This is a genomic window from Wolbachia endosymbiont (group B) of Ischnura elegans, assembly GCF_947251585.1.
In the GTDB taxonomy this organism is placed as follows: domain Bacteria; phylum Pseudomonadota; class Alphaproteobacteria; order Rickettsiales; family Anaplasmataceae; genus Wolbachia.
The window spans coordinates 241,420-266,589 of the sequence record NZ_OX366371.1 but is presented as its reverse complement, the minus strand read 5'-3'; the positions used below and the strand labels follow the sequence as shown (position 1 = coordinate 266,589).

General features: G+C 34.2%; 33 protein-coding genes and 2 pseudogenes. 19 read left to right on the top strand and 16 right to left on the bottom strand.

The window, feature by feature from the left end; translation table 11 throughout:
• Positions 1-66 precede the first annotated feature (66 nt).
• Complete coding sequence (gene rplS, locus OPR58_RS01345) at positions 67-444, bottom strand: 50S ribosomal protein L19 (protein ID WP_007302278.1); 378 nt, start codon at positions 442-444, stop codon at positions 67-69.
• Complete coding sequence (trmD, locus tag OPR58_RS01340) at positions 441-1,139, bottom strand: tRNA (guanosine(37)-N1)-methyltransferase TrmD (RefSeq protein ID WP_010403659.1); 699 nt, start codon at positions 1,137-1,139, stop codon at positions 441-443. Before trmD ends, rplS begins: the two co-directional genes overlap by 4 nt.
• A gap of 74 nt (positions 1,140-1,213) precedes the next feature.
• Between trmD and purC the strand changes: the two genes are divergently transcribed.
• Positions 1,214-1,936, top strand: a complete 723-nt coding sequence (purC, locus tag OPR58_RS01335) for a phosphoribosylaminoimidazolesuccinocarboxamide synthase (protein WP_265022831.1) — start codon at positions 1,214-1,216, stop codon at positions 1,934-1,936.
• Here the strand turns inward: purC and purM are convergent.
• Entirely contained in the window at positions 1,933-2,970 is a 1,038-nt protein-coding gene (gene purM / locus OPR58_RS01330) for a phosphoribosylformylglycinamidine cyclo-ligase (protein WP_264730070.1), read from the bottom strand. The genes purC and purM overlap by 4 nt on opposite strands.
• A gap of 137 nt (positions 2,971-3,107) precedes the next feature.
• On the opposite strand from purM, the gene OPR58_RS01325 reads away from it, so the two are divergent.
• The 3 genes from OPR58_RS01325 (at position 3,108) to virB9 (ending at position 4,847) form a co-directional block, all read left to right on the top strand.
• Positions 3,108-3,383, top strand: coding sequence for a hypothetical protein (locus OPR58_RS01325; RefSeq protein ID WP_012481935.1), 276 nt, complete (start codon positions 3,108-3,110; stop codon positions 3,381-3,383).
• Positions 3,368-3,733 (top strand): histidine phosphotransferase family protein, encoded by a 366-nt coding sequence (locus OPR58_RS01320; protein WP_125855783.1) that lies wholly within the window; start codon positions 3,368-3,370, stop codon positions 3,731-3,733. The genes OPR58_RS01325 and OPR58_RS01320 overlap by 16 nt, the downstream gene beginning before the upstream one ends.
• Before the next feature lie 328 nt (positions 3,734-4,061).
• Positions 4,062-4,847 carry a P-type conjugative transfer protein VirB9 gene (gene virB9, locus OPR58_RS01315; RefSeq protein WP_007302273.1) on the top strand — a complete coding sequence of 262 codons (786 nt, stop codon included), beginning with the start codon at positions 4,062-4,064 and terminating at the stop codon, positions 4,845-4,847.
• Positions 4,848-4,854: 7 nt separating this feature from the next.
• Here the strand turns inward: virB9 and OPR58_RS01310 are convergent, their stop codons facing one another.
• Both OPR58_RS01310 and mraY read right to left on the bottom strand, forming a co-directional pair.
• Positions 4,855-5,448, bottom strand: a complete 594-nt coding sequence (locus OPR58_RS01310; protein WP_007302272.1) for a ribonuclease HII — start codon at positions 5,446-5,448, stop codon at positions 4,855-4,857.
• A 5-nt stretch (positions 5,449-5,453) separates the two neighbouring features.
• Positions 5,454-6,434 (bottom strand): phospho-N-acetylmuramoyl-pentapeptide-transferase, encoded by a 981-nt coding sequence (gene mraY / locus OPR58_RS01305; RefSeq protein WP_265022830.1) that lies wholly within the window; start codon positions 6,432-6,434, stop codon positions 5,454-5,456.
• Between the two features lie 157 nt (positions 6,435-6,591).
• Between mraY and OPR58_RS01300 the strand changes: the two genes are divergently transcribed.
• Both OPR58_RS01300 and OPR58_RS01295 read left to right on the top strand, forming a co-directional pair.
• On the top strand, positions 6,592-7,569 hold the full coding sequence (locus OPR58_RS01300) for a hypothetical protein (protein ID WP_265022829.1): 978 nt from the start codon (positions 6,592-6,594) through the stop codon (positions 7,567-7,569).
• A 68-nt stretch (positions 7,570-7,637) separates the two neighbouring features.
• On the top strand, positions 7,638-8,201 hold the full coding sequence (locus OPR58_RS01295; RefSeq protein ID WP_010403621.1) for a DNA-3-methyladenine glycosylase: 564 nt from the start codon (positions 7,638-7,640) through the stop codon (positions 8,199-8,201).
• A 200-nt stretch (positions 8,202-8,401) separates the two neighbouring features.
• Here OPR58_RS01295 and OPR58_RS01290 read toward each other — a convergent pair.
• A pseudogene (locus OPR58_RS01290) lies at positions 8,402-8,638 on the bottom strand (helix-turn-helix domain-containing protein); the annotation flags it as partial.
• 148 nt (positions 8,639-8,786) lie between these two features.
• Positions 8,787-9,806: an Mrp/NBP35 family ATP-binding protein gene (locus OPR58_RS01285; RefSeq protein ID WP_010403618.1), complete on the bottom strand. Its 1,020-nt coding sequence runs from the start codon at positions 9,804-9,806 to the stop codon at positions 8,787-8,789.
• A gap of 79 nt (positions 9,807-9,885) precedes the next feature.
• Here OPR58_RS01285 and OPR58_RS01280 point away from each other — a divergent pair, with 79 nt between their 5' ends.
• On the top strand, positions 9,886-10,122 hold the full coding sequence (locus OPR58_RS01280; RefSeq protein WP_264686899.1) for a hypothetical protein: 237 nt from the start codon (positions 9,886-9,888) through the stop codon (positions 10,120-10,122).
• 74 nt (positions 10,123-10,196) lie between these two features.
• Positions 10,197-10,745 carry a WD_0033/WD_0034 family tandem repeat-containing protein gene (locus tag OPR58_RS01275; RefSeq protein WP_265022828.1) on the top strand — a complete coding sequence of 183 codons (549 nt, stop codon included), beginning with the start codon at positions 10,197-10,199 and terminating at the stop codon, positions 10,743-10,745.
• 79 nt (positions 10,746-10,824) lie between these two features.
• Here OPR58_RS01275 and OPR58_RS01270 read toward each other — a convergent pair.
• Positions 10,825-11,206, bottom strand: a pseudogene (locus OPR58_RS01270) (IS4-like element ISWosp8 family transposase); the annotation flags it as partial.
• A 483-nt stretch (positions 11,207-11,689) separates the two neighbouring features.
• On the opposite strand from OPR58_RS01270, the gene OPR58_RS01265 reads away from it, so the two are divergent.
• The 3 genes from OPR58_RS01265 to OPR58_RS01255 are packed head-to-tail and all read left to right on the top strand — an operon-like array spanning position 11,690 to position 12,440.
• A complete protein-coding gene (locus tag OPR58_RS01265) occupies positions 11,690-11,842 on the top strand; it encodes a hypothetical protein (protein WP_265022827.1) in 153 nt (50 codons plus the stop codon).
• A gap of 27 nt (positions 11,843-11,869) precedes the next feature.
• The gene (locus tag OPR58_RS01260; RefSeq protein ID WP_265022826.1) at positions 11,870-12,214 is read left to right on the top strand and encodes an ankyrin repeat domain-containing protein; all 345 of its coding nucleotides are present in this window, start codon (positions 11,870-11,872) and stop codon (positions 12,212-12,214) included.
• A gap of 34 nt (positions 12,215-12,248) precedes the next feature.
• Positions 12,249-12,440: a hypothetical protein gene (locus OPR58_RS01255; protein WP_320109897.1), complete on the top strand. Its 192-nt coding sequence runs from the start codon at positions 12,249-12,251 to the stop codon at positions 12,438-12,440.
• A gap of 4 nt (positions 12,441-12,444) precedes the next feature.
• On the opposite strand, the gene tnpC (OPR58_RS01250) is transcribed toward OPR58_RS01255, so the two are convergent.
• On the bottom strand, positions 12,445-13,383 hold the full coding sequence (gene tnpC, locus OPR58_RS01250; RefSeq protein WP_265023147.1) for an IS66 family transposase: 939 nt from the start codon (positions 13,381-13,383) through the stop codon (positions 12,445-12,447).
• A gap of 302 nt (positions 13,384-13,685) precedes the next feature.
• Between tnpC (OPR58_RS01250) and tnpC (OPR58_RS01245) the strand changes: the two genes are divergently transcribed.
• Both tnpC (OPR58_RS01245) and OPR58_RS01240 read left to right on the top strand, forming a co-directional pair.
• Positions 13,686-15,029 (top strand): IS66 family transposase, encoded by a 1,344-nt coding sequence (gene tnpC, locus OPR58_RS01245; RefSeq protein ID WP_265022247.1) that lies wholly within the window; start codon positions 13,686-13,688, stop codon positions 15,027-15,029.
• A gap of 182 nt (positions 15,030-15,211) precedes the next feature.
• Positions 15,212-16,177: an IS110 family RNA-guided transposase gene (locus tag OPR58_RS01240; protein WP_265022277.1), complete on the top strand. Its 966-nt coding sequence runs from the start codon at positions 15,212-15,214 to the stop codon at positions 16,175-16,177.
• Positions 16,178-16,247: 70 nt separating this feature from the next.
• On the opposite strand, the gene OPR58_RS01235 is transcribed toward OPR58_RS01240, so the two are convergent.
• The 4 genes from OPR58_RS01235 to rsfS all read right to left on the bottom strand — a co-directional run bounded on the left by OPR58_RS01235 (position 16,248) and on the right by rsfS (position 18,821).
• Positions 16,248-16,424: an IS66 family transposase zinc-finger binding domain-containing protein gene (locus tag OPR58_RS01235; protein ID WP_406846499.1), complete on the bottom strand. Its 177-nt coding sequence runs from the start codon at positions 16,422-16,424 to the stop codon at positions 16,248-16,250.
• Positions 16,424-16,672, bottom strand: a complete 249-nt coding sequence (locus OPR58_RS01230) for a DUF6444 domain-containing protein (protein ID WP_265022250.1) — start codon at positions 16,670-16,672, stop codon at positions 16,424-16,426. Before OPR58_RS01230 ends, OPR58_RS01235 begins: the two co-directional genes overlap by 1 nt.
• 339 nt (positions 16,673-17,011) lie before the next feature.
• Positions 17,012-18,274 (bottom strand): tyrosine--tRNA ligase, encoded by a 1,263-nt coding sequence (tyrS, locus tag OPR58_RS01225; protein ID WP_265022825.1) that lies wholly within the window; start codon positions 18,272-18,274, stop codon positions 17,012-17,014.
• 229 nt (positions 18,275-18,503) lie between these two features.
• Positions 18,504-18,821, bottom strand: a complete 318-nt coding sequence (rsfS, locus tag OPR58_RS01220) for a ribosome silencing factor (protein WP_064085463.1) — start codon at positions 18,819-18,821, stop codon at positions 18,504-18,506.
• Positions 18,822-18,949: 128 nt separating this feature from the next.
• Between rsfS and OPR58_RS01215 the strand changes: the two genes are divergently transcribed.
• From OPR58_RS01215 to OPR58_RS01205, 3 genes are read left to right on the top strand one after another with little or no spacing between them, the layout of a single operon-like run.
• Positions 18,950-19,549: an AAA family ATPase gene (locus OPR58_RS01215; RefSeq protein ID WP_265022824.1), complete on the top strand. Its 600-nt coding sequence runs from the start codon at positions 18,950-18,952 to the stop codon at positions 19,547-19,549.
• Positions 19,542-20,030: an RNA pyrophosphohydrolase gene (locus OPR58_RS01210; protein ID WP_007302261.1), complete on the top strand. Its 489-nt coding sequence runs from the start codon at positions 19,542-19,544 to the stop codon at positions 20,028-20,030. Before OPR58_RS01215 ends, OPR58_RS01210 begins: the two co-directional genes overlap by 8 nt.
• The gene (locus OPR58_RS01205) at positions 20,020-20,814 is read left to right on the top strand and encodes a TatD family hydrolase (protein WP_265022823.1); all 795 of its coding nucleotides are present in this window, start codon (positions 20,020-20,022) and stop codon (positions 20,812-20,814) included. The genes OPR58_RS01210 and OPR58_RS01205 overlap by 11 nt, the downstream gene beginning before the upstream one ends.
• 4 nt (positions 20,815-20,818) lie before the next feature.
• Here OPR58_RS01205 and tnpC (OPR58_RS01200) read toward each other — a convergent pair whose 3' ends face one another.
• On the bottom strand, positions 20,819-21,757 hold the full coding sequence (tnpC, locus tag OPR58_RS01200) for an IS66 family transposase (protein ID WP_265023150.1): 939 nt from the start codon (positions 21,755-21,757) through the stop codon (positions 20,819-20,821).
• 234 nt (positions 21,758-21,991) lie between these two features.
• On the opposite strand from tnpC (OPR58_RS01200), the gene OPR58_RS01195 reads away from it, so the two are divergent.
• A complete protein-coding gene (locus OPR58_RS01195; RefSeq protein WP_265022277.1) occupies positions 21,992-22,957 on the top strand; it encodes an IS110 family RNA-guided transposase in 966 nt (321 codons plus the stop codon).
• Positions 22,958-23,027: 70 nt separating this feature from the next.
• Here the strand turns inward: OPR58_RS01195 and OPR58_RS01190 are convergent, their stop codons facing one another.
• Positions 23,028-23,204 carry an IS66 family transposase zinc-finger binding domain-containing protein gene (locus OPR58_RS01190; protein WP_406846499.1) on the bottom strand — a complete coding sequence of 59 codons (177 nt, stop codon included), beginning with the start codon at positions 23,202-23,204 and terminating at the stop codon, positions 23,028-23,030.
• Positions 23,204-23,452 carry a DUF6444 domain-containing protein gene (locus tag OPR58_RS01185; protein ID WP_265022250.1) on the bottom strand — a complete coding sequence of 83 codons (249 nt, stop codon included), beginning with the start codon at positions 23,450-23,452 and terminating at the stop codon, positions 23,204-23,206. Before OPR58_RS01185 ends, OPR58_RS01190 begins: the two co-directional genes overlap by 1 nt.
• A 70-nt stretch (positions 23,453-23,522) precedes the next feature.
• On the opposite strand from OPR58_RS01185, the gene OPR58_RS01180 reads away from it, so the two are divergent.
• Together OPR58_RS01180 and OPR58_RS01175 are read left to right on the top strand one after the other, a co-directional pair.
• The gene (locus OPR58_RS01180; protein ID WP_265022822.1) at positions 23,523-24,674 is read left to right on the top strand and encodes a magnesium transporter; all 1,152 of its coding nucleotides are present in this window, start codon (positions 23,523-23,525) and stop codon (positions 24,672-24,674) included.
• Positions 24,675-24,755: 81 nt separating this feature from the next.
• Positions 24,756-25,124 (top strand): hypothetical protein, encoded by a 369-nt coding sequence (locus OPR58_RS01175; protein WP_265022821.1) that lies wholly within the window; start codon positions 24,756-24,758, stop codon positions 25,122-25,124.
• Positions 25,125-25,170: the final 46 nt, after the last annotated feature.

Genomic DNA, 25,170 nt, shown 5'->3' with positions numbered 1-25,170 from the left:
CGCCACACACTGGGATAATAAGAGAGAGTTTTGAGATGATACAATTGACATCACTCCCTATTGTATCTACTTAGATTTTTTTTTAACATAAGTAGTACGTTCTTTGATCCTTGCAGCTTTCCCAAATAGCTTGCACAGATAATATAATTTTGCTCTACGGACCTTTCCCTTTCTCATCACTTGTACTGAAATTAATGCAGGAGAGTAAACAAAAAATTGTGATACTATACTTTCTCCATGACTTACCTTTCTAACTGAAAAAGAAGAGTGTAATCCACGATTTCTTTTTGATATACATACGCCCTCAAATATCTGTATACGCTCACCCGTACTATCAACTACCTTAAAAGTGACCTTCAAATCATCGCCAGGACAAAAAGCTGGCATCTCTTTGGCTAACCTTTGTATTTGTTGTTCGTTAAATTTTTCAAGTAAGTTTGTCATTTATCATCTCCATTCAACAATTCAGGTCGACGTTCCTTTGTTCTAACATATGACTGTTCCCTTCTCCAATCACTTATTTTTCTGTGATTGCCAGACAACAGAACCTTAGGAACTTTGTACCTACTCCACTGCTCAGGCCTAGTATATTGAGGATATTCAAGCATACCACCACTATAACTAAAACTTTCTTCAGCAACGCTATCGAAATTATTTACTACACCTGGAAGAAGCCTAATACATGCATCAAGAACCACCATTGCAGCTGGCTCACCTCCCGAAAGTATATAATCTCCAATACTTAACTCATAAGGAGTATACACATCAATTACTCTTTGGTCAACACCTTCAAATCGACCACACAATATTGTTACATGAGGAATTTCTGTTAGCTCCTTTGCAATGCTCTGATTAAATTTTGTACCAGATGGAGTCATATAAATAAATCTAGTATTTTTATGAGCAGAAAGCACATTATCAACTGCATTACCAATCACATCTGGGCGCATCACCATCCCTGCTCCACCTCCATATGGAACATCATCTATAGTTGAATGTTTATCTTTAGCAAAAGAACGAATATTTACTATTTCAAGATTCCATATTTTTTTTTCCAACGCTCTTCCAGCAAGAGAATAGTTCAAAAATCCGGGGAACATTTCTGGAAATATGGTTAATATTGTAACATTGAACGCCATTAAGGTTTATTTTAAGTTATTTGGGGCTATACTCTAAGAACAGTAAATTGATATGATACATAGTTAAATTAAATATGTCACTGAATAAAACGATATACGAAGGTAAAGCCAAAGTCATTATTGAAACTGAAGACTCATCAACTGTTATACAGTACTTTAAAGATGATGTTACAGCGTTCAACAAGGAAAAATATGAAATTATTGAGGGCAAAGGAATAATTAATAATCATGTTAGTGCTTTTATCATGGAAAAGCTTGAAGAAGCAGGAATTAGCACGCACTTTATAAACACTCTAAACGAAAGAGAACAGCTAGTCAAAAAACTCAAGATAATACCTCTTGAGATAGTGGTTAGAAACATTGCAGCTGGCAGCTTTTGCAAACGTTTTAATATCAAAGAAGGTGAGACACTTACATCTCCTATAATCGAGTTTTTTTACAAAAATGATGACCTAGCCGACCCAATGGTGAATGAAAATCACATACTATATTTTGGTTGGTTATCCAATAAAGAAATGGAAGAAGTTAAAACTACAACTTTAAAGATCAACAAAATCTTAGTCGACCTATTTTCAAATGCAAATATATATTTAGTTGATCTCAAGTTAGAATTTGGCAAATTGATAAACAACAGCACTAAAATCATTTTAGCCGATGAAATCAGCCCTGATAATTGTAGGCTATGGGATAAAAATACGCATAAAAAGCTAGACAAAGATATTTTCCGTTTAAATCTAGGAAACTTAAAGGAAGCATACTCAGAAGTTGCAAAAAGACTGTCAGTAAAGTTAGACTAACTAAATACTACTCTATCAAGTGGAGGGTTACATGCCTCATCAAGTTTTCCAATAATCTCAATTTTTTCTCCACGCTTTTGGAAATGGCTTTCCACATCCTTCATATTATCGGGATCTACAATCAGTACTATACCTATGCCGCAATTAAATGTTTTTAACATTTCTCTCTTTTCTATTTTGCCTTCTTCTTTCAGCCATAAAAATATATCTGGCCATTTCCAAGAATTAATATTTATGTCTACAAATAAATTTCCTGAGAGAATTCTTGGGATATTGTCTATTAACCCGCCACCTGTTATATGCGCAATGCCTTTTACCTTTGGCATAATAGGCAACAAAGAATCAACATATATCTTTGTTGGCTTAAGTAATATTTCACCCCAAGATTTATTATTCCATGGAGATATATCATTATAATTTATACCTAAGCTTTTAAAAATATGGCGCACCAAAGAAAATCCATTTGAGTGAATTCCATTTGATTCTAAACCAACTACACAGTCACCTGCTTTCATTATACTACAATTTGGAAGAATTTGCTTTCGATCAACAACACCAACCACAAACCCTGCAAGGTCATAGTGATTGTTACCATACATTCCAGGCATTTCTGCAGTTTCTCCACCAACTAATGCTATTTTAGATTCCTTGCACCCTTCTGCAATGCCCTGGATTACAGACAATAAAACGTTTTTGTTTAAAACGCCTGTTGCAAAGTAATCAAGGAAAAATAAAGGTGTTGCTCCTTGTGCAAGTAGATCATTTACACACATTGCAACTAAGTCTATACCTATAGTATCATGCTTATTCACCTCTTGAGCTATTAATAGTTTTGTGCCCACTCCATCAGTTGAGGAAACAAGTACTGGATGGTCGTATTTCTTACTCAGCGAAGAAAAGTCAAACAATGCGGAAAATGATCCTACTTCACTAATTACTTCTTCTCCTTTAGTCTTTTCAATAATAGGTTTAACTTTTTTTATTAGTTCATTATATAGTTTAAGGTCTATTCCAGATTTAGCATAAGTATTCATAACGCCTTCATAAATCTTATAATTATTAATACTACATTAATGCTTTGACACAAAAAGCGCAACGAAACTTTCTCTTAAATTGACTACTACATGCCTACCAATATAGGGTTAACTTAAATCATTTATACTTTTATCCAATGAATAAAAACATAATGTTAATAACAGAATGCCTATCAGGACGAATTCTTCATGATTTTGCTAGTTCTATGCAAGGAATAGTGGGTGGATTGGAAGAGCTTGAAGAAAACAACCCTAATATGCAAAACGAAGCATTGTCATTGCTTAAAGAAAGCTCCGATGATTTAATATATAAATATAAAGTTATGAAGCAAGCTTATTCTCATTCATCAGATAATTGCAGCTTTGTTAAGACTAAATCCAATATAGAAAATTATTTATTAAAAAAAAAGTAAAGCTTCAGTGGAGAGTAAGTGAATGTCCTACAGAAAACTTAATTGAAAAAATAAATAAGATAATTTCCAATATGGTGATAACTATAATCAGTGCAGTGGCACAAATTGAATTAGTGTCTATTTTACTGACTAAAACAGAAGATAAAACACTACTCACTATAAAAGTAGTAAATGAACATAAATCAATAAGTACATTATTAGTGAGCAAATTAACAAAAAAAAATGATATTCGTTTGGATACAAAAGACATTATTATCTATATGACTTCTTTACTGTTAGAACAGTATAACACTAAAATCAATTGCACTTGTGAAAGTAATTCACTGAATATAGGCTTAACTATAACTTGAGGTGGCTTCATATTTCATAAAAAGGAATCGATACTATAAATTTGAATCTTGGATAAGGAAAGGAAAAATTTTGTGGAGTAACTTAGACATAAAATCTGTAGTTAATTTCTTTGCAGGGAGTGTTAAATAAACTGTGTCAAACCGAGAAGTAAAAATAAAATAGAAACAAAAAATGGAGGTTTGACACAGTTTATTTAACACTCCCCTTTTTCCTGCAGTAATGAATTATTATGAAGCTTGCATTTTCTATCGCTTACTACTGGGATAGCTTAACAGTTGCAGTGCATGTCTATCAATGATAAAATGAAGATCAGTTTATTTTGATACTATGATTAGGGTACTCTTTGTTGCACTATTATTTTTTTGTGGTGGTTATGCACTTGCAAAACAGGAACCAAGACCAATAGCTGGTGATAACCACATAAAGGTAATGAATTATAATCCACAGGCTATACATAAGTACACGGGCTTTTATGGTTATCAATCCAGCATATTGTTTGAGCCAGGGGAGGTAATAGAGAGTCTTTCAATGGGTGATGCAACCGGTTGGCAACTCCTTCCTCAAGGTAATAGATTATTTATTAAGCCTATAGATGATATTGCCGATACTAATGCAACTATAATTACCAATAAAAGAGTTTATTATTTCGAATTTCATGCTGAAGAAGCAAACGGGCTAGATGATCCAAGGTTAGCATATGAAGTAAGGTTTCTTTATCCACTGTTCAACAGTGATGAAATTTATTCAACGAGTAACGGTGATATTCTAGAGCAAGCTAGTCATACCACTATCCCTGATATAAGTGATATTGAGGTTATAAAGAAAGGCTTGAATTTTAACTATTCCATCTCGCACGTTAAAGGCAGTCAATCAATAATACCAATTAAGGTTTTTGATGACGGAAAATTTACATATCTACAATTTAATAAAATAAACTCTGATTTCCCGGCAGTTTTTATGGTTGATTCTGCAGGATATGAATCCTTGATAAATTTTCGTACAGTTGATGACTACCTGATAATTGAAAGAGTAAGCTCGGTATTTACCTTAAGAAACGGATCAAGCACAGTCTGCCTGTTTAATGAAAACATACCTTTCAAAAAAGGTAAGTGATTAAAGGCTATAGTATTCTTATAGGTGCAAAATTCTTTCTATGGTGCTTCGTAATTCCATGAAGGCCAATAGCGCTGAGGTGTTCTTTTGTTCCATATCCCTTATTTTTATACCAATTATATTGAGGATGTTTATTATGCAATTCTTCCATAAGCCGATCTCTTGTAACTTTTGCAACGATTGAAGCAGCTGCGATTGATATACTTAAGCTATCACCATTCACTATAGATTTTACTTGCCATTTTACTTCAGGTGGTTGATTACCATCAACTAGCACATAATCTAGTTCTAGATTCAAGTTTGCCAACGCACGTTTCATTGAAAGCTTTGTTGCTTGCAAAATATTGTATGAGTTTATTTCTTCTACGCTTGCCATTCCTATACCAAATTTTGCAACAGACGTTATTTTTTCGTATAGAACTTGCCTACACTTAGGGGTTAGCTTTTTTGAGTCGTTTATTCCATCAATAACCGTATCTCTATCAGTAAATATTACAGCTGCAGATATCACTGGACCGGCAAGCGGACCTCTTCCTACTTCATCTACTCCTGCTATAATTCCTGATAATGTATTTTCTAATGAAAAGTCTGGATATTTCATAATTCCTATAATAAGAAAGTTAAAGCAAAAATCGAACAAGCAATAGAAATTATCCAAAATTTTATAACTATTGTATTTTCTGACCACCCTTTCTTTTCAAAGTGATGATGTATTGGTGTCATAAGGAAAATTCTTCTTCCTGCTCCATATCTAAATTTTGTATATTTAAAATATGATACCTGAATAATCACAGATAAAGTCTCTATTACAAAGATTATTCCAATAACGGCAAAAAGCATTTCTTTTTTAATTAGAACACTAGTGAGTCCTAAAGCTGCACCGATTGATAGGCTTCCAACATCACCCATAAATATTTTTGCTGGATGTGTGTTAAACCACAAGAAACTTAAAATAGCTCCTATAAATGTAATGCAGAATAAAGTAATGTTTACATCTGTCTGAGTGATGTATGCAATTAGCCCCAAAAAAGCAAAGGAAGTAATGGCTTGAGTTGCAGCAAGGCCATCTAGGCCATCTGTAAGATTCACAGCATTAGAAGAGCCGACAATTACAAATGCAGCAAACGGAAGATATAGATAGCCAAGGTCGATTGCTACTTCTCTAAATAGAGAAATTTTTGTAAAACCTTCAGCAGATTGTAGCTTAAGTATAAACATACAGACCAGAGTAACGACAAACTGAATAAGTATTTTGGTTTTTGCACTTAAACCTCGGTGGTGATTTGTCTTCAATTTTAAATAGTCATCAATAAATCCAAGTAGAGCAAAAAATAGAGTTATAAATACCAGCAATGAAATTTCTGGTGTTAATTGAGTCCAAAGCAGGATTGGTAATAAAGCAGAAGTTAGTATTATTATTCCACCCATAGGTGGTATATTCTTTTTTGTTATTAAATGACTTTCTGGTCCATATGATCTGATTGGTTGTCCATCTTTACTTATCTTTTTTAGAAGTTTTATAAAATAGGGAAAGAGAATAAACCCAAAAATAAATGAGATAAAAAACGTCTTTGTAGATGAGATCACCTGCCTATTCAAAATTAACTAGATATTATACCAAAAGCTTTACCTAATCTCAATTTATACCTTTTTATCAGCTCATTTTATTTGGAGTAAATTTAGTTATTGATTAGTTATAGCAAAGTTTGCATACTGATATTTAGTTAATGGTAAGAGGTGGCATATGTTAGATTATATTAAAAAGCTTTTGTGGGCTACTACAGTACCTGATAATGAGAGTAGAGTTAAAAGTTCTTACACGCATATAGTAGAGAAACCTTCTTTTGGTGATGCAGATTCAAAGTTGAGTAAGGAAGAAAGGTCAGAAGAGCATCTTGTTCTTCTAAAAGGTAAGGGCAATAGCTCTGGTACAACTGTAACAGAAGGATCGTCTAGTATTCAGAATGCAGTATCAGGCAAGAACAAGCGTGAATATATCAAATTAGACAGTGATGAAGAATGGGATAAATTCTTTGAGTTACAGAATGATCCAGACACTAATACTACAAACAAAGAACCTTTTTCTCCGAAGAAAGGAGAATCTCACTATCATGGTAAAGAGATTGTAGGCAAGATTGCTGACCAAATTAAGGCAGAGATATCGAAGGTATATACCATAGAGTCCATAATGATAAAAGAAGGCAAAAGGGAAGAGAATATTGTTTATCCTACCGTGAGAGTTGTGCTACATGCCAATAAAGAAGGAGTAGATATAGCTAAACTTCTAGGCGGTAGTATATGTAAAGAGTATGGTGTAAGAACAATTACATTTTGTCATCCTAATCAAGAAAAAAAGAGGGGGGCATCTTGCTATATTAATAATGATAGTGATAATGAGGAAAGAGTTTATGAAATAATTAGTGGGTTATATGAAATGACTTTAAAGTGGTATGTTGATGGAAGAGAATGCAAAGTTAAAGTTAACATTGATGGTAAGAATGGTGTAACTCTCCTTGAAGGCAACGGTGTTACTGCAGAGCAGTTGCGTGCAAATAAAGAAGTCAAAATAGGTAAGAGACGTGAGCCAAAATCTTTATATGAAGCGTTAGTACCGCAATTGCAACAAAAGAGCTCTGAATCAGTCAAGGTTTTACAGCAGCCTTCAACAGATGTAACAAATGTGACAACAACACCAACTTCTACTTCTCAGAGATGCTCTTGACTAAATAAATAAGAAAAAGCAAAAATAGTATAACTTGCTTACAAATGTAAGTAACTTGTACTTCTATGATGAATAACACAATATTACCAAGAAATTTCTATGAACGGCCAACTTTAACCGTAGCTGGGGAGCTGCTAGGGAAGATTCTGAAATTTTCTAATTTTAGTGGAATAATAACTGAAGTTGAAGCGTATATAGGAATGGATGACCCAGCTTGTCATGCAGCAAGAGGCTATACTAATCGAACCTCAGTAATGTTTGGTACGCCAGGGTTTTCGTACGTATATTTTATATATGGAATGTACTATTGTCTAAATATTGTAACAGAAGCAGAAGGATTCCCAGCAGCAGTGTTAATACGAGGATTAAAGCTCACTGAACCGCTTGAAGCAAATTTAGGCGGGCCAGGCATACTGTGCAAAAAATTAAACATTACAAAAGAACATAATAAACAAGACCTTACTATAAGTCATGAATTTTGTCTCTATGAATATCACCTCAAACCAGATTATGTGTGCACTCCAAGAATCGGAATTAGTAAAGGCAAGGAGAAATTTTGGCGATTTAAAAGTTGCGTTTTAGCAGAAATGCCTAAAATCACACTCAACAATAAATATAGACCTCCTGCATAAACTAGATAAAAAGGCAAATAGCCTTTTATGTTTACCAACAATAGACTTCTTGGATAACCTAAGGATATTTTTTGATCTTCTATGGGGGAGTTGAACATTCCCTTTTTATAAAACTTTTGCATACTCCTATTTAACTTTAATAGCTCTTTATCTTTCTGAAATCTGGATGTTTTATCAATGCATCTTCTATTCAGCCGTTAGCAAGAACTTTCACTTATTCCATAGCTTTGCACTATATGGAAATATGTACGGTATTTACACAAATATTCGAGTGCTATTAATAAATATGCATTGTTTATTTGGTTTTCCTCCTCTTGCCTTTTTCTTGGCCTCTTCCTCTATTAAAATTTCTATTATTTTTCCAATGTTTTTCTTTTTACTCCTCTTAGTCTTCGAAGCTTCTCTTCATCAAGTTTACTTACCTGCTCAAAATTTATACCTTCCCTAATATTGCTTCTACTACTTGTTTCTTAAGTTATCCAAGAAGTCTATTGTCTGTTCAGATACGAGGTAGCTGCTGCCATTTGAAATATTTTATTCACCTAAAATTACATTCTACCTATTTTAAAAGTAGTTTAAAAAACTTTATAGACTGCATACAAAAGACCTAACATCTTTAGCAATGCCTTCATAAATCCTTACTAAATCCTCACTTAGTATTGAAGGATTTCCACAATCAGAAGCACTACATATTTGCGGATCTAGAGGAACTCTGCTCAAGAGTTTGACTCCCAGCTCTTCAGACATTTTTTTTGCACCACCTTTTCCAAATATGTGTATTTTTGAATTATCTTGAACAAAATAGCTCATATTTTCCACAATGCCGATAATTGGCACGCTGAGCTTTGTGAACATATCATAAATTTTTTGTGCATCGATTAAAGCAAGCTCCTGTGGAGTTGAAACTATTATTGCTCCAGTTAAACTAAAATTCTCCATCAGACTTAAATGTACATCGCCAGTGCCAGGCGGTGTATCAATGATTAAATATTCTATATCAGACCACCTTGTTCCCATTAGCAAATTGTAAAGTGCTTTTGTGATCATAGGTCCACGCCATATTACTGCGCGGTCCTTATCAATAAAATAGCCAATTGAAATAGTATAGAGACCATGTTTCTCTATAGGCATTGCTTTACCACTCTGTATTTCTGGTTTTAATTTCTCAGTGCCCAACATTTTAGGAATCGAAGGACCATATATATCTGCATCAACTAGCGCAACTTTATGTTTTAATTCTGCTAACGAAAGAGCTAGATTTAGTGCAACTGTCGACTTACCCACACCTCCTTTACCAGAAGCAACGACAATTATATTTTTCACTCCTTCGATATGAAGTTTAGCTTTTTGTTGCCTAGCTTGTTTTTGACCAGTAGCAACTACAGTAACCTTTCCTACTCCCGGTATCGCCTTAACAGCTTGCTCACAATTTTTTCTTAATTCTTCATTTGGCTCAGTAACTTCAAGAGCAAAAGCAACATCTTTACCCTTAATAACAATTGAGGATACTACACCAACATTCTTACCACTTTTCTTCTCTATAACCTTTTTTAGGCTCTCTCTTACGATTTCCTCATTAACCTGTGTAAATTTTTTCCAGAACATATGATGAAATTTTTTCTATTGGTGTATACTAACATAGAATAATTAAACTGCACTGACTTTAAAGCGAGGTTACAAGAATATGCTAAATGATAACAACTTAACACAAGCACAACGAAATTTGCATTTTAAGTTGAAAAAGGTAATATCAAATGGTGAGGGAATTAGTAATATCTTGAAAGTAGCCTCAGAGAATGATTTACTAAAAGTTCTTACAATAGGATATACTACACGATTTCCAACAGATGGAGGACGCACTTTAATACTGCTTAGCCTAGCTATACATAGAGACAATAATGAATGTGTTAATTCTATTTAGAACAAGCTCAAAACAATGGTATACTACAAGATATTCTTACTACTGCAAATATTATAAACTATCAAAATGGTTTGATGTACACCTTAACATCGCTTGGCTTTGCCATACATCATAATAAGGGAAGGTATATTAATGTTATTTTAACAAAAGCCCAAGAAAATGGTATATTACAAGATATTCTTGCTTCTAGAAATATTGTACAGTATTTAAATATTATAGCGTATACTTTAACGCCACTTAACTTTGCTATATATAAAGGCAATAACGAATGTATCACTATTTTAATACGAGTTCAAAATAGTGATACACTACGAAATATCCTTACTTCTAAAGATATTGTGCAGCTTCCAGGCGTGACGTATGTCATTAAACCATTTGCCTTTGCTATATATAAAGGTAATAATGAATGTATCAATTCTATTTTAATACGAGCTAAAAATAGTAGCATGCTACAAGATGCATTTACTGAAGTAAGTACTCTACTGTTTCCATATGGTAGATATACTTTGAATGCTTGTGAGCTAGCTGTAGTTGTTAATGAGAACAATGCTAGTATTAGGACTGCATTAGATAATGTATCTATTTCTTCTAGGTATGTTAGAGAAAATAGCAAAGTTAATTAATTTCTTAAGTAACTCTTTCTTGCAAGTACTACTTTTTTATGTATCTGTTTAGGCAATGGCGTTAACTTAAGAGAATAAATTAGCAAGCTCTCCTAAAGACATTATGGCGTTTAGGCTTATCTACTTTATTGCGGCTATACAATCTTCACGTTGACTTTAGTGCGTATTTTAAAAAGGGCTTGAAAGTTTTTTGGTGCTAATAAGCACCTGATAAAGTTTCTGTCTCATTACACCAAATAAAACTGAAAAATTTAAACAATACTCAGCAATTTGATCTGGGTTCCAAGGCTCTTGTGCATCACACATATGAAGTATTGCACATGACCAAGTTTGCACAAAATTCTTATTTCTAAATTTATCCCAGAAAAATTCTCTAATTCTCCTTCTACTTTGAGTCGTTTATAGCACTCCTCTATGTGACACCTTAATAGATAAGCTTTACTGATATCTTCTTTATTGAAATAAAATAGAAACCAAAGGTCCTATTTTTTACAGTATTTTACTCCTTAACATCTTTCCTTAAGTTGACGCCATTGGGCTTTGTTGCATCGCTATCTACGATGGATAAAAGATAAAAATGTAGAATATCAATAGCTTATTATTCTAGCATTTATAGTAAGGACAGTCAGTAAATATCTAAATTTAAGTAAAAGAAGTTTTATTATCATTCACTAATCTAGCTAGAATTCAAGAATTTCAATGCTTTAGCTATTTTAAGTAGAATTAAATTTACTAGTACAAACAATAAATTACTATTCTTAAATTTGATCAGATTGATTGCAAAAAATAAGATTTTCAATAAGCTGCTTGTATAGTTAACCTTTCATAGATAGTGATGCAACAAAGCCCGCTGGAATCTAGTTCATATTATATATTTATCTGATAAGTTCCATGTATGTGTAATTTATTTAAATTGACTTCTTATCATATAATTAAATACATTATTGAAAATTAAAGGTAAGGTTATGGCAATGGAAATTTCAAATTGGCACGAATTATTGAGTTTAGTTAATGTTGACAAAGATTTAAGCAAAGATAACGTAATTGAAAAAATACAAAATGAGCTGAAAAGATATTCAAAGGAATATGAAGAGTGAGAAAAGTCTGGCTTTGATATAAATTATGTGTTTAAAGATGGTGAAAAAGTGACTCTTTTGCATTTAGCTGCTTCCTGTAACCTAGAAAATATAGTGAACGCTCTCATAGAAAAAGGTGCAAATGTTAATGAAAAAGGTGCAGGAGGAGAGACTCCTTTACATGAGACTACTCATCTTAAAAGTATAAACATAGCAAATGTTCTAATAAAAAAAGGTGCCGATGTTAATTCAGTAGATATGTTGGGAAATACTCCTTTACACTATCTTAATCGTTCAGCAATTAAGAAAGGGCAGATTGATGGTGGGGCAGCTACATTATTAGTTATAGCTCTTCTTATAATAGTCCGAACGGAGGTAAAAACGTCTTTATAGCTATTATAAGCCAAGAGGCCAGCAGTATGTTATTATGACCTGTTCGGATTATTGTGAGAAGAGCTATACTGCTATAGCAGTGGCACTTTTTGCAACTCGAACAGTGACAGCTGAGTTAATACCTATAGTTATAGCAGTGGCTGCAATTACAGCAGCAGCACTAACGGTTGGCAATGTAACATATAAACTGTTAAGTAACCGTTCACGGATTGTGAGAATGAATTAAAGAACTAAGCAGTGACAGCTACTAGATTCTGTAGCTTTTGAAAGGGGTTCTGGCCATTTAGACGTGATGTCAAAAATATCGACAACATTCTTTCCACGAATCTTTCTCCACGTTCTGACCAGGTGAAAAAGCTGTTTTTACGATAAATTACGTACCGTCTAATTTGCCGTTCTGCAAGGTTATTAGTTGTTTCTATCACTTCAGGTTTTCTTAAAAACTTCCACATCATATCCTCAGATCGTAACATCTTAGCGGCCATTCTTGAAGCTTGAGTGCTATTTGCAACCCTCGTCATTTTACGTAAAAAATGTTTTACCCTTTTCCGAATTTTTCGCACCAGTCGATAAAATCTCAAATTATCTATCAAATTTTGTTTTTTTGCCTTATCTACTACAAACACCTTATTGCTGAGCGATTTTAGTGCTTGGCCAATTTTGCTCACTTCAACATTTTTACTATGGGCAAATCTCTCAAAATCTCTTGCCAGATGTGCCCAACATATCTGTCTATTTTCACGATTGAAGTAATTGTATACAGCGTATCTATCGCTCACAACTATACCATCATATTCTGGCAGTAAACTCTTCAACACCTTCTTACCACGAGACTCGCTTACCTTCAGAAGTGTCAACGCTTTGTTTGTTATTACCCAACTCCAGCCTCTCTTTCCTTGATTTCTGTGCCCTGTTTCGTCTATATGCAAATACTCGCTTCCTTGCAACTCTTCCTTCATTTTCTCATATTCAGATGCACACTTCTTCGATACCCTGCGTTCAGTATTTGAGACTAAACCAAGGCTTATATTTAGATTAAAAATACTGCCCAAAATTTGCTGTACCTCTCTTTTTGAGTTAATAAAAAAGCCGCTAAGGCTGCTTATAACTGTTTTAGCATTGGGTCCTAGAAAATCTCTTGCAACACCTTCGGGTAAATTTGCTGTAATTCTTTTATTACATACTCTTATATGTTAAAAACAAGTCTTTATAAATGTCACGAAATGGCGGTATAAAGACACGCAGAGAGGAGGAACCGTACATACTCTTGGTCATAAGGACCGTTTTGCAGCAAGGTTCTCCGTAACCGTTCACGCAATGGCGTCAACTTAAGAGCCTTCATTAGCAGACTCTCCTAAAGACATGATGGCGTTTAGGCTTATCAACTTTGTCCATTCACGGTATAAGAAAGTAGTTTACAAAAATTGCATAATTAGTATAAAAAACAATAAACTAGATAGATGAGGGGTTGATGATAGAGGTGCTACAAGAAAAGATTGTGGTATTGGAGTCAGAAGTTGGTACTCTGAAAGCAGAGAATGATAAGTTAAGGACAAAAATAATTGAGCTAGAGGATAAGCTGGGTTTAAATTCAAAAAATTCATCGCTGCCACCATCGCAAGATGTATATCGCAAAAAGACAAAAAAGAAGAGCGATAAAAAACCAGGCGGGCAGCCAGGACATGAAGCGCACAAGCGGGAATTGATGGTAGCAGATGAGGTGGTAAAATGTTCAATTGATACAATTTGCATGTGTGGAAGCCAAGTTATTTTAGAAGAAGAAACTGTGCATCAAAAGGTTGAATTGCCAAAAATTAAACCGATAGTGACTGAATATAGGCTACAAAAAGGCTACTGTAAGGCGTGTAAGAAAAGGATCTCAGCTAGTCTGCCTGAAGGTGTGACAAGGGATCTTTTAGGAGCTAATGCAAAAGCAGTAATTAGCAGTTTTAGTGGATTTTTTATCAATTCAAAAAGGGAAGTACAGCAAATTTTGAGCAGCATATTTAATCTGAATATAAGCCTAGGTTTGGTATCAAAGACCGAGGGTAGAGTATCAGAAAAATGTATATCTGAATACGAAAAAATAAGAGAAGAGCTACGGAAAAGCAAGTATTTACATATAGATGAAACAAGCCATAGGAACCAGGGAAAGAAAGGTTGGAGTTGGGTAGTAACGAATAAAACAGCAACACTTATGAAGTTAGTTGGATCTCGCGGAAAGAAGATATTAAAAGGGCTATTGCCAGAGTATGATGGAATAGTTATAAGCGATAGGTATGCTGCGTATAATTACTTTAATCGTGAAAACAGACAGATATGCTGGGCCCATTTAGCAAGGGACTTTGAAAGGTTTTTTTACAGTAAAAATGTTGAAGTGAGCAGAATTGGCGCAGCATTAAAATCGCTGAGCAACAGGGTATTTGTGGTAGATAGAGCACGTAAACAAAACCTGATAGACAATTTAAGATTTTTCCGGTTAATGAGGAAGATTCGAAAAAGGGTGAAACATTTTTTGCGAGAGATAACAAGGGTTGCAAAAGGAACTCAGGCCTCGAGAATGGCTGCCAATATACTACGTTCTGAAGATATGATGTGGAGATTCGTGCGCAATCCTGATCTGATCGAGACAACCAATAACCTTGCAGAACGTCAGGCTAGACGGTACGTCATTTATCGTAAAAATAGTTTTTTCACTTGGTCAGAACGTGGAGAAAAGTTCATTGAAAGAATGCTTTCGATATTTTTGACTGCACGTTTGAATGATCAGAATCCTGTCCAGAAACTACAGAATTTAGTCGCTATTCCTGCCTAATTGGGAATATTCCGTGAACGGTTACGTCACTGCTTAGTTCTTTAATTCATTCTCACAATCCGTGAACGGTTACGGTTCTCCTCTCTGGTTTATTATACTGAAAGTTCCGAACAACTGGTTGAGCTTTTAGGCTCGTATATAAGGGTGGAAAATGCAGTATACACATTATTTATGGAGGGATTATGAATTTATCAAATATTATTACTGGCATTGATATTAGCAAAAATAAACTAGATATCCATATTCATCCACTTGGACATCATAAAGTATTTGAAAATAACGTTCAAGCTATTGATCAAATAATCGACTTTTTGCGTTTACATAACGTAACCAAAGTTCGACTTGAAGCAACTGGTGGGTACGAAAAATTATGTGCTTATACTTTATTAAGCCATGGTTTTGAAGTATATGTCATTCAACCAAGATGGGTGAGAGATTATGCAAAAAGCCTTGGTATTGCTACTAAAACTGATAAAATAGACTGTAGCATCATCTCACGTTATGTTAGTAATACAGACATGCGTGTCACTCCTTTAAAAGTTAGTAGTATTGACTGTTTGAAGCAAAAATTATCTCGCAGGAATCAACTAGTAGAAATAGCAAAAATACAAAAAACCCAAGCTCATCAAGTAACCGATTTATCTATAATCAAACAAATGGAAGAGCTACTTGCAGTTTTACAAAATCAAATTCAAGTCTTAGAAGATGAGGTAATGGAATTAGTCGATAAAAATCAAGAGCTTAAAAAAAAGTACATGTCAATAACTAGTATACCTGGTGTAGGTGCAATAACAGCTATTACTTTTATTTGTTATCTACCCGAGCTTGGAACTCTCCAACATAAAGAAATATCCAGCCTTTCCGGAGTTGCACCTTTTAATCGAGATAGTGGTTTTAGTAAGGGAAAAAGGTGTATTCAGGGTGGTAGATCACAAATTAGAAAGGTTTTACATATGTGCATTCTTAGTGCGCAAAGGTACAATTCTTATATAAAAATCTTCTTTGATAGGCTATACAATCAATATAAAAAACCATATAAAGTTACCTCTACTGCTGCAATGAGAAAATTACTTATCCTTGCTAACTCTTTAGTAAGAGACGGTAGACTGTTTACTGAGGAGTATAGCCCTAAAACTGCTTCTATATAGCAATAGCATAGCTGTGAATAAGTACGCCCACACAAATTTTAAGTACTTATTCACAGCTACATCAATTTTTCTATTGACTTTTAACACAACTGCTACAATGTCCTCTTTGCAACCTGTACTCAGTTACAATTGGCTTAATTTCTGGCAACTCTGCCTTCTGATGAATAATTTCATCTTCTAAAGTAATCTTACCTCCACACATACAAATTGTATCAATTGTGCATCTCACTACCTCGTCTGCAGCCATTAATTCACGCTTATGCACCTTATGTCCTGGCTGACCTCCTGGTTTTTTATCACTTTTCTTTTTTGCTTTCTTACGATATATATCTCGTGATGGTGGCAGCGATGAGAATTTTGCGAATTTAAGCCCAATTTGTCTTCTAATTCAACTATTTTTGCTTTCAAGCTATCATTTTCTCTGATCAGTGCTTTTATTTCTTCCTTGAGATTAGCCTTTTCTGCTACAACCTTTTCTTGCAGCACTGTTGTCATTTACCCATTCCATATTTAGATTCCTATCTCTTTACACTTTTATACTTACTTTGTAAACCACCTTATCTCCGTGAACGGTTACAACTGTTAAAGCCTAATACTAAAGTTGATGGAGTAGCAGTCTTAACAAATGTGCGTGAAGAAAGTGCTAGCATTACTTTATAATAAGGTTTCCTAGTGCTGAGATTCCAGATCAGATACTAAGTTGGTAAATACGAAAGCGCTTTACAATATTTTTGTGCGAAAGAAAGTGCCAGCTACTCGTATAATACCCATTTATTCTTGTAGTTGTCTTTTCCCGCCTACCTTATTTTACCACTCTGCTGAACAGATACAAATTCACTTTCTTACTTCACTCACTAAAATTTTAATATGGCGTTTCTTTCCTGCAGACAATTTTATGAATGACTGATCTTTGAAGCTCTCAGAATTTATTATATAGTTAACATCATTTATAGTATTATCATTAACTTTGCATCCATTGCCCTGTATTAAACGCTTTGCCGAACCTTTTGAAGGTTCAAAACCGGTGTCATGAAGCAAGTCTATCAGGAGTATGCCATTTGCAACTTGTTCTCTTGTGATAGTGTAACCAGAAAGCAATGAACTGTCTTCATTTTCAAAAGCAGAGATTGCAGCAGATCGTGCAAGTTTCGCTTCTTTACAACCGTGACATATTTTTGTCACTTCTGTTGCCAAGACCTTTTTTGCTTCGTTTGTTTCTTGATCCTTCAAGGACTCTAGTTTTTTAATTTCATCAATTGATAAATCAGTGAAAAGTCTCAAAAAACGACCAACATCTTGATCATCAACATTGCGAAAATATTGCCAGTAGTCATAGGGCTTTAGCATGCTACCATCAAGCCATACTGCTCCACTTTCAGTTTTGCCCATCTTTTTTCCTTGTGCGTTTAATAAAAGAGGTGTGGTAAGACCAAACAGCTCAGGTAAATTTAACTTTTTGCCAAGTTCAATTCCGTTTACTATATTTCCCCATTGGTCTGACCCTCCAATCTGGAGACGACAGCCATACTTTTTATTCAACTCGACAAAATCATAGGCTTGTAACAACATGTAATTAAACTCGAGAAAGCTTAGATTTTGCTCCCTATCTAGCCTAATTTTCACACTATCAAAGCCTAACATGCGATTTACAGAAAAATGTGTCCCTATATCACGCAAAAAGTCTATATATTTTATGTTATCTAACCAATCTGCGTTGTTTACTATGATTGCACCAGTTTTTCCATAATCGAAAGATATCATCTTCTCGAGGGTTTTCTTGATACCAAGTATATTTTGATTGATATCTTCTATCGGCAAGACGCTTCTTGCTTTGTCTTTACCAGATGGGTCACCAATTTTTGTTGTGCCACCTCCAAGTAGAATTATTGGCTTATAACCGAATTTTTGTAGGTGACGGAGCATCATGATTTGAATGAGACTGCCAATATGCAAACTTGGTGCCGTACAATCAAACCCAATGTATGCAATTATATAATTATCTTGTGATAATAGCTGGTCTAACCTATCAATGTTTGTACATTGATATAGGTATCCTCTTTCTTGAATGAAGTTTAAAAACTCGGATTTATGTTTCATAATATGTTATTTTGTGTGTAAACGGTGTTGTTAACGATGGCGTCATTCCAGTGCTTGACGCTGGAATCCAGTTTATTATGAAATTTCATCAAAAATGTTGTATAGTGTGCTCGTTTATGATTAAGTTTTCTAGATTCCAGCGTCAAGCACTGGAATGACACACCAACTTCATAAGGGTTGCCTTCAAAATTACAACATTTGAGCAAGTGTATACCAGCTACCTGGATAATCAATTCCATAACTCTTCTATCTTATAATATTCTCTTACTTCTGGCCTGAATAGGTGAACCATTATACCTTGAAAATTCACAATCACCCAGTTACCTTCATCCATACCTTCTACATCTATTTTATCATATTGCTTGAGATTTTTCATCACTTGCTCAGCTAATGCTTTTACATGGCGGCTCGAATCACCGGATGCAATGATCATATATTTTGCAATGACAGTTTTATTCTGTACATCAAAAGTAACTATATCTTGACCTTTGTTTTGATCTATTACATCTACAATTGTATTTTTTATTGATTCTGTATCACCATTCATTATTCTAAATTATATAATTTATCTGTAATGATACACTCAAAATTTCTGAATATGAACTATTTTTGATATGTTTCTAGTGTAACGTTTATAATACATATATTTGTAATATATGATAGTTTTCTGATGGTATGGTCATTTACTTAATCGGATTTCCGGGTAGTGGCAAACTTACGATTGCAAAAGAGCTGTGTAATATTATTGATGGGGTGATAGTAGACAATAACCTGTTTAATAATATCATATTTGATATGATTGATTTCAGAAACGCTGAGGTTACAAGTGAAATATGGGAAGAAATTTTTGTGATTAGAGAGAATATGTTAGCAATATTGGAAAAATACCATATAGAATCAAAGCATTATATATTTACAAACGAATTGATAAAAGGTGATTCCTATGATCAAAAAGTATATAACTCAGTGGTGAATTTAAGTAAAAAAATGAACGTGGAGATTCTCCCTGTGGTGTTATATTGTAATAGTGGAGAACTAGTAAAGCGCATTCAATTAAAGGAAAGAGAGCAGGAGAGAAAAATTACTGATTCAGATTTTGCTATGAGAAGAATTAAAGGAAAGAAACTATTTATCCCTCAAGGTTCACTTGAAATTGATAACTCAAACTTAAGCGCAAAAGAAGTTGCAAAAAAAATTGTTGAAAAAATGAATAGTAAAAAAGTAGTTGAAACTTCTATGATAGATAATTTAGCAATAGAGAGTATTTGTGATTAGTGAGGAGAAAGAGTATCGCCCTTGTGTTGGCATAATGTTATTTAACAAACAGGGAAATATTTTTATTGGAAAACGTTTTGATAGTGACTCTTATTGGCAGATGCCACAAGGAGGAGTTGATGAAGGTGAAGAGCTAGAGCAGGCAGCGCTACGTGAGCTATTGGAGGAAGTTGGTACTGATGAAGCAGAAGTTGTGGCTCAAAATAAAGAGTGGATATATTACAACTTACCCGAGGAAGTTATACCGATATGCTGGAATGGGAGATATTCTGGCCAAAAGCAAAGGTGGTTCTTAATGAAATTTTGTGGGAAGGATAAGGATATTAATATTAACTATACTGATCATCCAGAGTTCAAAGAGTGGCGTTGGCAAAATGTGGATGATTTGGTAGCCAGTGCCATACCGTTCAAAAAAGAAGTTTATAAAAAAGTGATAGAAGAGTTTTCTTCTATCATAAAAGGATCTATTTATGATAGTTGATTCTCATTGTCATCTAATTTATTTTTCTGATGATGAAATACCAAAGGTAATTTCAAGAGCAGAGCAAAATGGTGTGAGAATTTTGCATAACATATGCATAAGCATTAATGATATCCCTAAATTATTAAAAATCTCTTCATCCTATGATCAAGTCTACTGCTCCGTTGGTATACATCCGCTTGATACTACTGTGGAAAAAGGTGAGTGTATAAATGCTGATGAATTGATTGAATTTACTAAGGGCAAAAAGGTAATTAGTATCGGTGAAACCGGATTAGATTTTTATAAATCTGATAACAAAAGCAATCAAAAAAAAAGTTTTGCATCACATATAGAAGCGGCAAAAGTAACAGGATTACCTTTAGTTATTCACACTAGAAATGCTGATAGTGAGATGATTGATATGTTAAATTCAGAAATGAAGAAGGACGCTTTTAGTGGAGTAATGCATTGTTTTGCTTCTTCTAAAGAGCTTGCTTATAAGGCTATGGACTTGGGATTATACATTTCATTTTCTGGAATTATTACTTTTAAAAATGCGAACTTACTAAGAGAAATTGCACAAAATGTGCCACGTGAGCGTGTTTTAGTTGAAACTGATGCACCTTATCTATCACCTGAACCTTACAGAGGAAAAAAAAATGAACCGGCAATGGTAAAATACGTTGTAGATTGCCTAGCAGAGCTATGGAATGAATCGCCGGAACAAGTAGCAAAAATAACTACAAATAATTTTTTTAGGCTGTTTTCGAGTAACCGTTCACGGATTGTGAGAATGAATTAAAGAACTAAGCAGTGACAGCTACTAGATTCTGTAGCTTTTGAAAGGGGTTCTGGCCATTTAGACGTGATGTCAAAAATATCGACAACATTCTTTCCATGAATCTTTCTCCACGTTCTGACCAGGTGAAAAAGCTGTTTTTACGATAAATTACGTACCGTCTAATTTGCCGTTCTGCAAGGTTATTAGTTGTTTCTATCACTTCAGGTTTTCTTAAAAACTTCCACATCATATCCTCAGATCGTAACATCTTAGCGGCCATTCTTGAAGCTTGAGTGCTATTTGCAACCCTCGTCATTTTACGTAAAAAATGTTTTACCCTTTTCCGAATTTTTCGCACCAGTCGATAAAATCTCAAATTATCTATCAAATTTTGTTTTTTTGCCTTATCTACTACAAACACCTTATTGCTGAGCGATTTTAGTGCTTGGCCAATTTTGCTCACTTCAACATTTTTACTATGGGCAAATCTCTCAAAATCTCTTGCCAGATGTGCCCAACATATCTGTCTATTTTCACGATTGAAGTAATTGTATACAGCGTATCTATCGCTCACAACTATACCATCATATTCTGGCAGTAAACTCTTCAACACCTTCTTACCACGAGACTCGCTTACCTTCAGAAGTGTCAACGCTTTGTTTGTTATTACCCAACTCCAGCCTCTCTTTCCTTGATTTCTGTGCCCTGTTTCGTCTATATGCAAATACTCGCTTCCTTGCAACTCTTCCTTCATTTTCTCATATTCAGATGCACACTTCTTCGATACCCTGCGTTCAGTATTTGAGACTAAACCAAGGCTTATATTTAGATTAAAAATACTGCCCAAAATTTGCTGTACCTCTCTTTTTGAGTTAATAAAAAAGCCGCTAAGGCTGCTTATAACTGTTTTAGCATTGGGTCCTAGAAAATCTCTTGCAACACCTTCGGGTAAATTTGCTGTAATTCTTTTATTACATACTCTTATATGTTAAAAACAAGTCTTTATAAATGTCACGAAATGGCGGTATAAAGACACGCAGAGAGGAGGAACCGTACATACTCTTGGTCATAAGGACCGTTTTGCAGCAAGGTTCTCCTCTCTGGTTTATTATACTGAAAGTTCCGAACAACTGGTTGAGCTTTTAGGCTCGTATATAAGGGTGGAAAATGCAGTATACACATTATTTATGGAGGGATTATGAATTTATCAAATATTATTACTGGCATTGATATTAGCAAAAATAAACTAGATATCCATATTCATCCACTTGGACATCATAAAGTATTTGAAAATAACGTTCAAGCTATTGATCAAATAATCGACTTTTTGCGTTTACATAACGTAACCAAAGTTCGACTTGAAGCAACTGGTGGGTACGAAAAATTATGTGCTTATACTTTATTAAGCCATGGTTTTGAAGTATATGTCATTCAACCAAGATGGGTGAGAGATTATGCAAAAAGCCTTGGTATTGCTACTAAAACTGATAAAATAGACTGTAGCATCATCTCACGTTATGTTAGTAATACAGACATGCGTGTCACTCCTTTAAAAGTTAGTAGTATTGACTGTTTGAAGCAAAAATTATCTCGCAGGAATCAACTAGTAGAAATAGCAAAAATACAAAAAACCCAAGCTCATCAAGTAACCGATTTATCTATAATCAAACAAATGGAAGAGCTACTTGCAGTTTTACAAAATCAAATTCAAGTCTTAGAAGATGAGGTAATGGAATTAGTCGATAAAAATCAAGAGCTTAAAAAAAAGTACATGTCAATAACTAGTATACCTGGTGTAGGTGCAATAACAGCTATTACTTTTATTTGTTATCTACCCGAGCTTGGAACTCTCCAACATAAAGAAATATCCAGCCTTTCCGGAGTTGCACCTTTTAATCGAGATAGTGGTTTTAGTAAGGGAAAAAGGTGTATTCAGGGTGGTAGATCACAAATTAGAAAGGTTTTACATATGTGCATTCTTAGTGCGCAAAGGTACAATTCTTATATAAAAATCTTCTTTGATAGGCTATACAATCAATATAAAAAACCATATAAAGTTACCTCTACTGCTGCAATGAGAAAATTACTTATCCTTGCTAACTCTTTAGTAAGAGACGGTAGACTGTTTACTGAGGAGTATAGCCCTAAAACTGCTTCTATATAGCAATAGCATAGCTGTGAATAAGTACGCCCACACAAATTTTAAGTACTTATTCACAGCTACATCAATTTTTCTATTGACTTTTAACACAACTGCTACAATGTCCTCTTTGCAACCTGTACTCAGTTACAATTGGCTTAATTTCTGGCAACTCTGCCTTCTGATGAATAATTTCATCTTCTAAAGTAATCTTACCTCCACACATACAAATTGTATCAATTGTGCATCTCACTACCTCGTCTGCAGCCATTAATTCACGCTTATGCACCTTATGTCCTGGCTGACCTCCTGGTTTTTTATCACTTTTCTTTTTTGCTTTCTTACGATATATATCTCGTGATGGTGGCAGCGATGAGAATTTTGCGAATTTAAGCCCAATTTGTCTTCTAATTCAACTATTTTTGCTTTCAAGCTATCATTTTCTCTGATCAGTGCTTTTATTTCTTCCTTGAGATTAGCCTTTTCTGCTACAACCTTTTCTTGCAGCACTGTTGTCATTTACCCATTCCATATTTAGATTCCTATCTCTTTACACTTTTATACTTACTTTGTAAACCACCTTATCTCCGTGAACGGTTACAATTTTGTAGGTGAAGAATTGAAGTACAAATATTTAACATGGGAGGAATCAGGTCTTGGTGACGATAAATATTATTTTTCAGATAAGGAAGGAAACATAATCGATTCGCCTGACAACAAGATATTACAATACAGTATGCCACACCATGATACAGCAAAGGTGATAGAAGATATAACATCGTCTAAGATACCAAAGAGTGTACTAATATCAAGTGAGTTCGCCAAAACTTTTTTTAAGAACTTAACAGGAAATCAGTTAGAGACTCTTGCCGATATTCTTAATAATGAGAAATTACAGATTTTAGCAAAGAGCTTAACAAATAAACAACTACAGGTTTTAGCAGAGAACTTAACAGATGGACAATTTCTAGCTTTAGTGGATCATTTAACCAATCATCAATTACAAGCCCTTACTCACACATTGGATTCAAAAAAGTTAGGAATAATAGTCCCCTTATTAAATGAGAATCAGGTTACGAACTTAGTAAAAGACTTTAACTCAGATCAAGTAAAACAAATTTTCCCTCACCTTAAAATGGATCAGTTCGAGATAGCGGTCAAGACAATGAAGGATGACCAGTTTGTAGAACTAATAAAAAATGCAAATGAGAAAATAATAAACACTATTTTGGACGACGCGTTGAAAAATAAACTTCCAACCTTAGTAAAAACTTTAGAAGAAGATACATTACATAATTTAATTAATAAGCTAGACCACGAGAAACTTGCAATAGTAGCTCGAGATTTAACTGATCCTAATAAAATTCAGATGGTTATTAAGTCTTTAGCTAATAACCCAGAAAAACTTCAAGCTTTTGCTCATAGTATGTCTAATGAGCAGTTTAAAGAACTTTTGGATAACATAGGCGCAGAAGAGCTTAAAGACATCATTCACAAACTGCCTTATGAGAAAGTGACAGCTGTGATTGGTGATCTTGGCAATCAAGATCAGTCTAAAGCTATTATTGATGCATTGAAGGAGAAATTTAACGAGCAAAATGAAAAAATGAAAGACCTTATGAGTAAGGTTGACCGAATGCTTCCTGAGGAGAGTGAAGCAAATTGGAATGATGCACATCCATCAACTTACGTTCTTCAAGATGTTAATGCTGAGTTTGCAGTAACAGATCATTTATTGTGAACTTGGATATTGATAAATCAACAGTGTGCATGTGAAACTAAAAAATAATTTAAACTTTAATAATTTATGGAGGTAATTCATATGAGTAAGAACTCGCAAAACCTTTTACAAAGAGGGGATAATGTTACTGATAATAGTGGAAAACAACTTATAAGCGCTCTTGATCTTATTACACTTAAGACAGCTACTGGTAAGGATGTAAAGGACCTTACAAGAATTGTTACTGGTGATACTGTTAAAAAAGCAATTGATGAATTAGCTAATAATATTAATAAACAACTTATTATTAGCTTGAATACTATGTTAGAAAAAGAGCAAGCTAAAGTTAAAAGTTTGGAAGATATAATAGGCGACGAAACTCAAGGATTACAAAAAAATCTAGCAGATTTAACAGCTCAAGTAAATAATATGTTACCTGAGGAGGCACCACCCTATCATGACATGTTGTAAGGTGCAAAAAAGTAACAGCTTGCTAGCAGGCTGTACATACCATTTC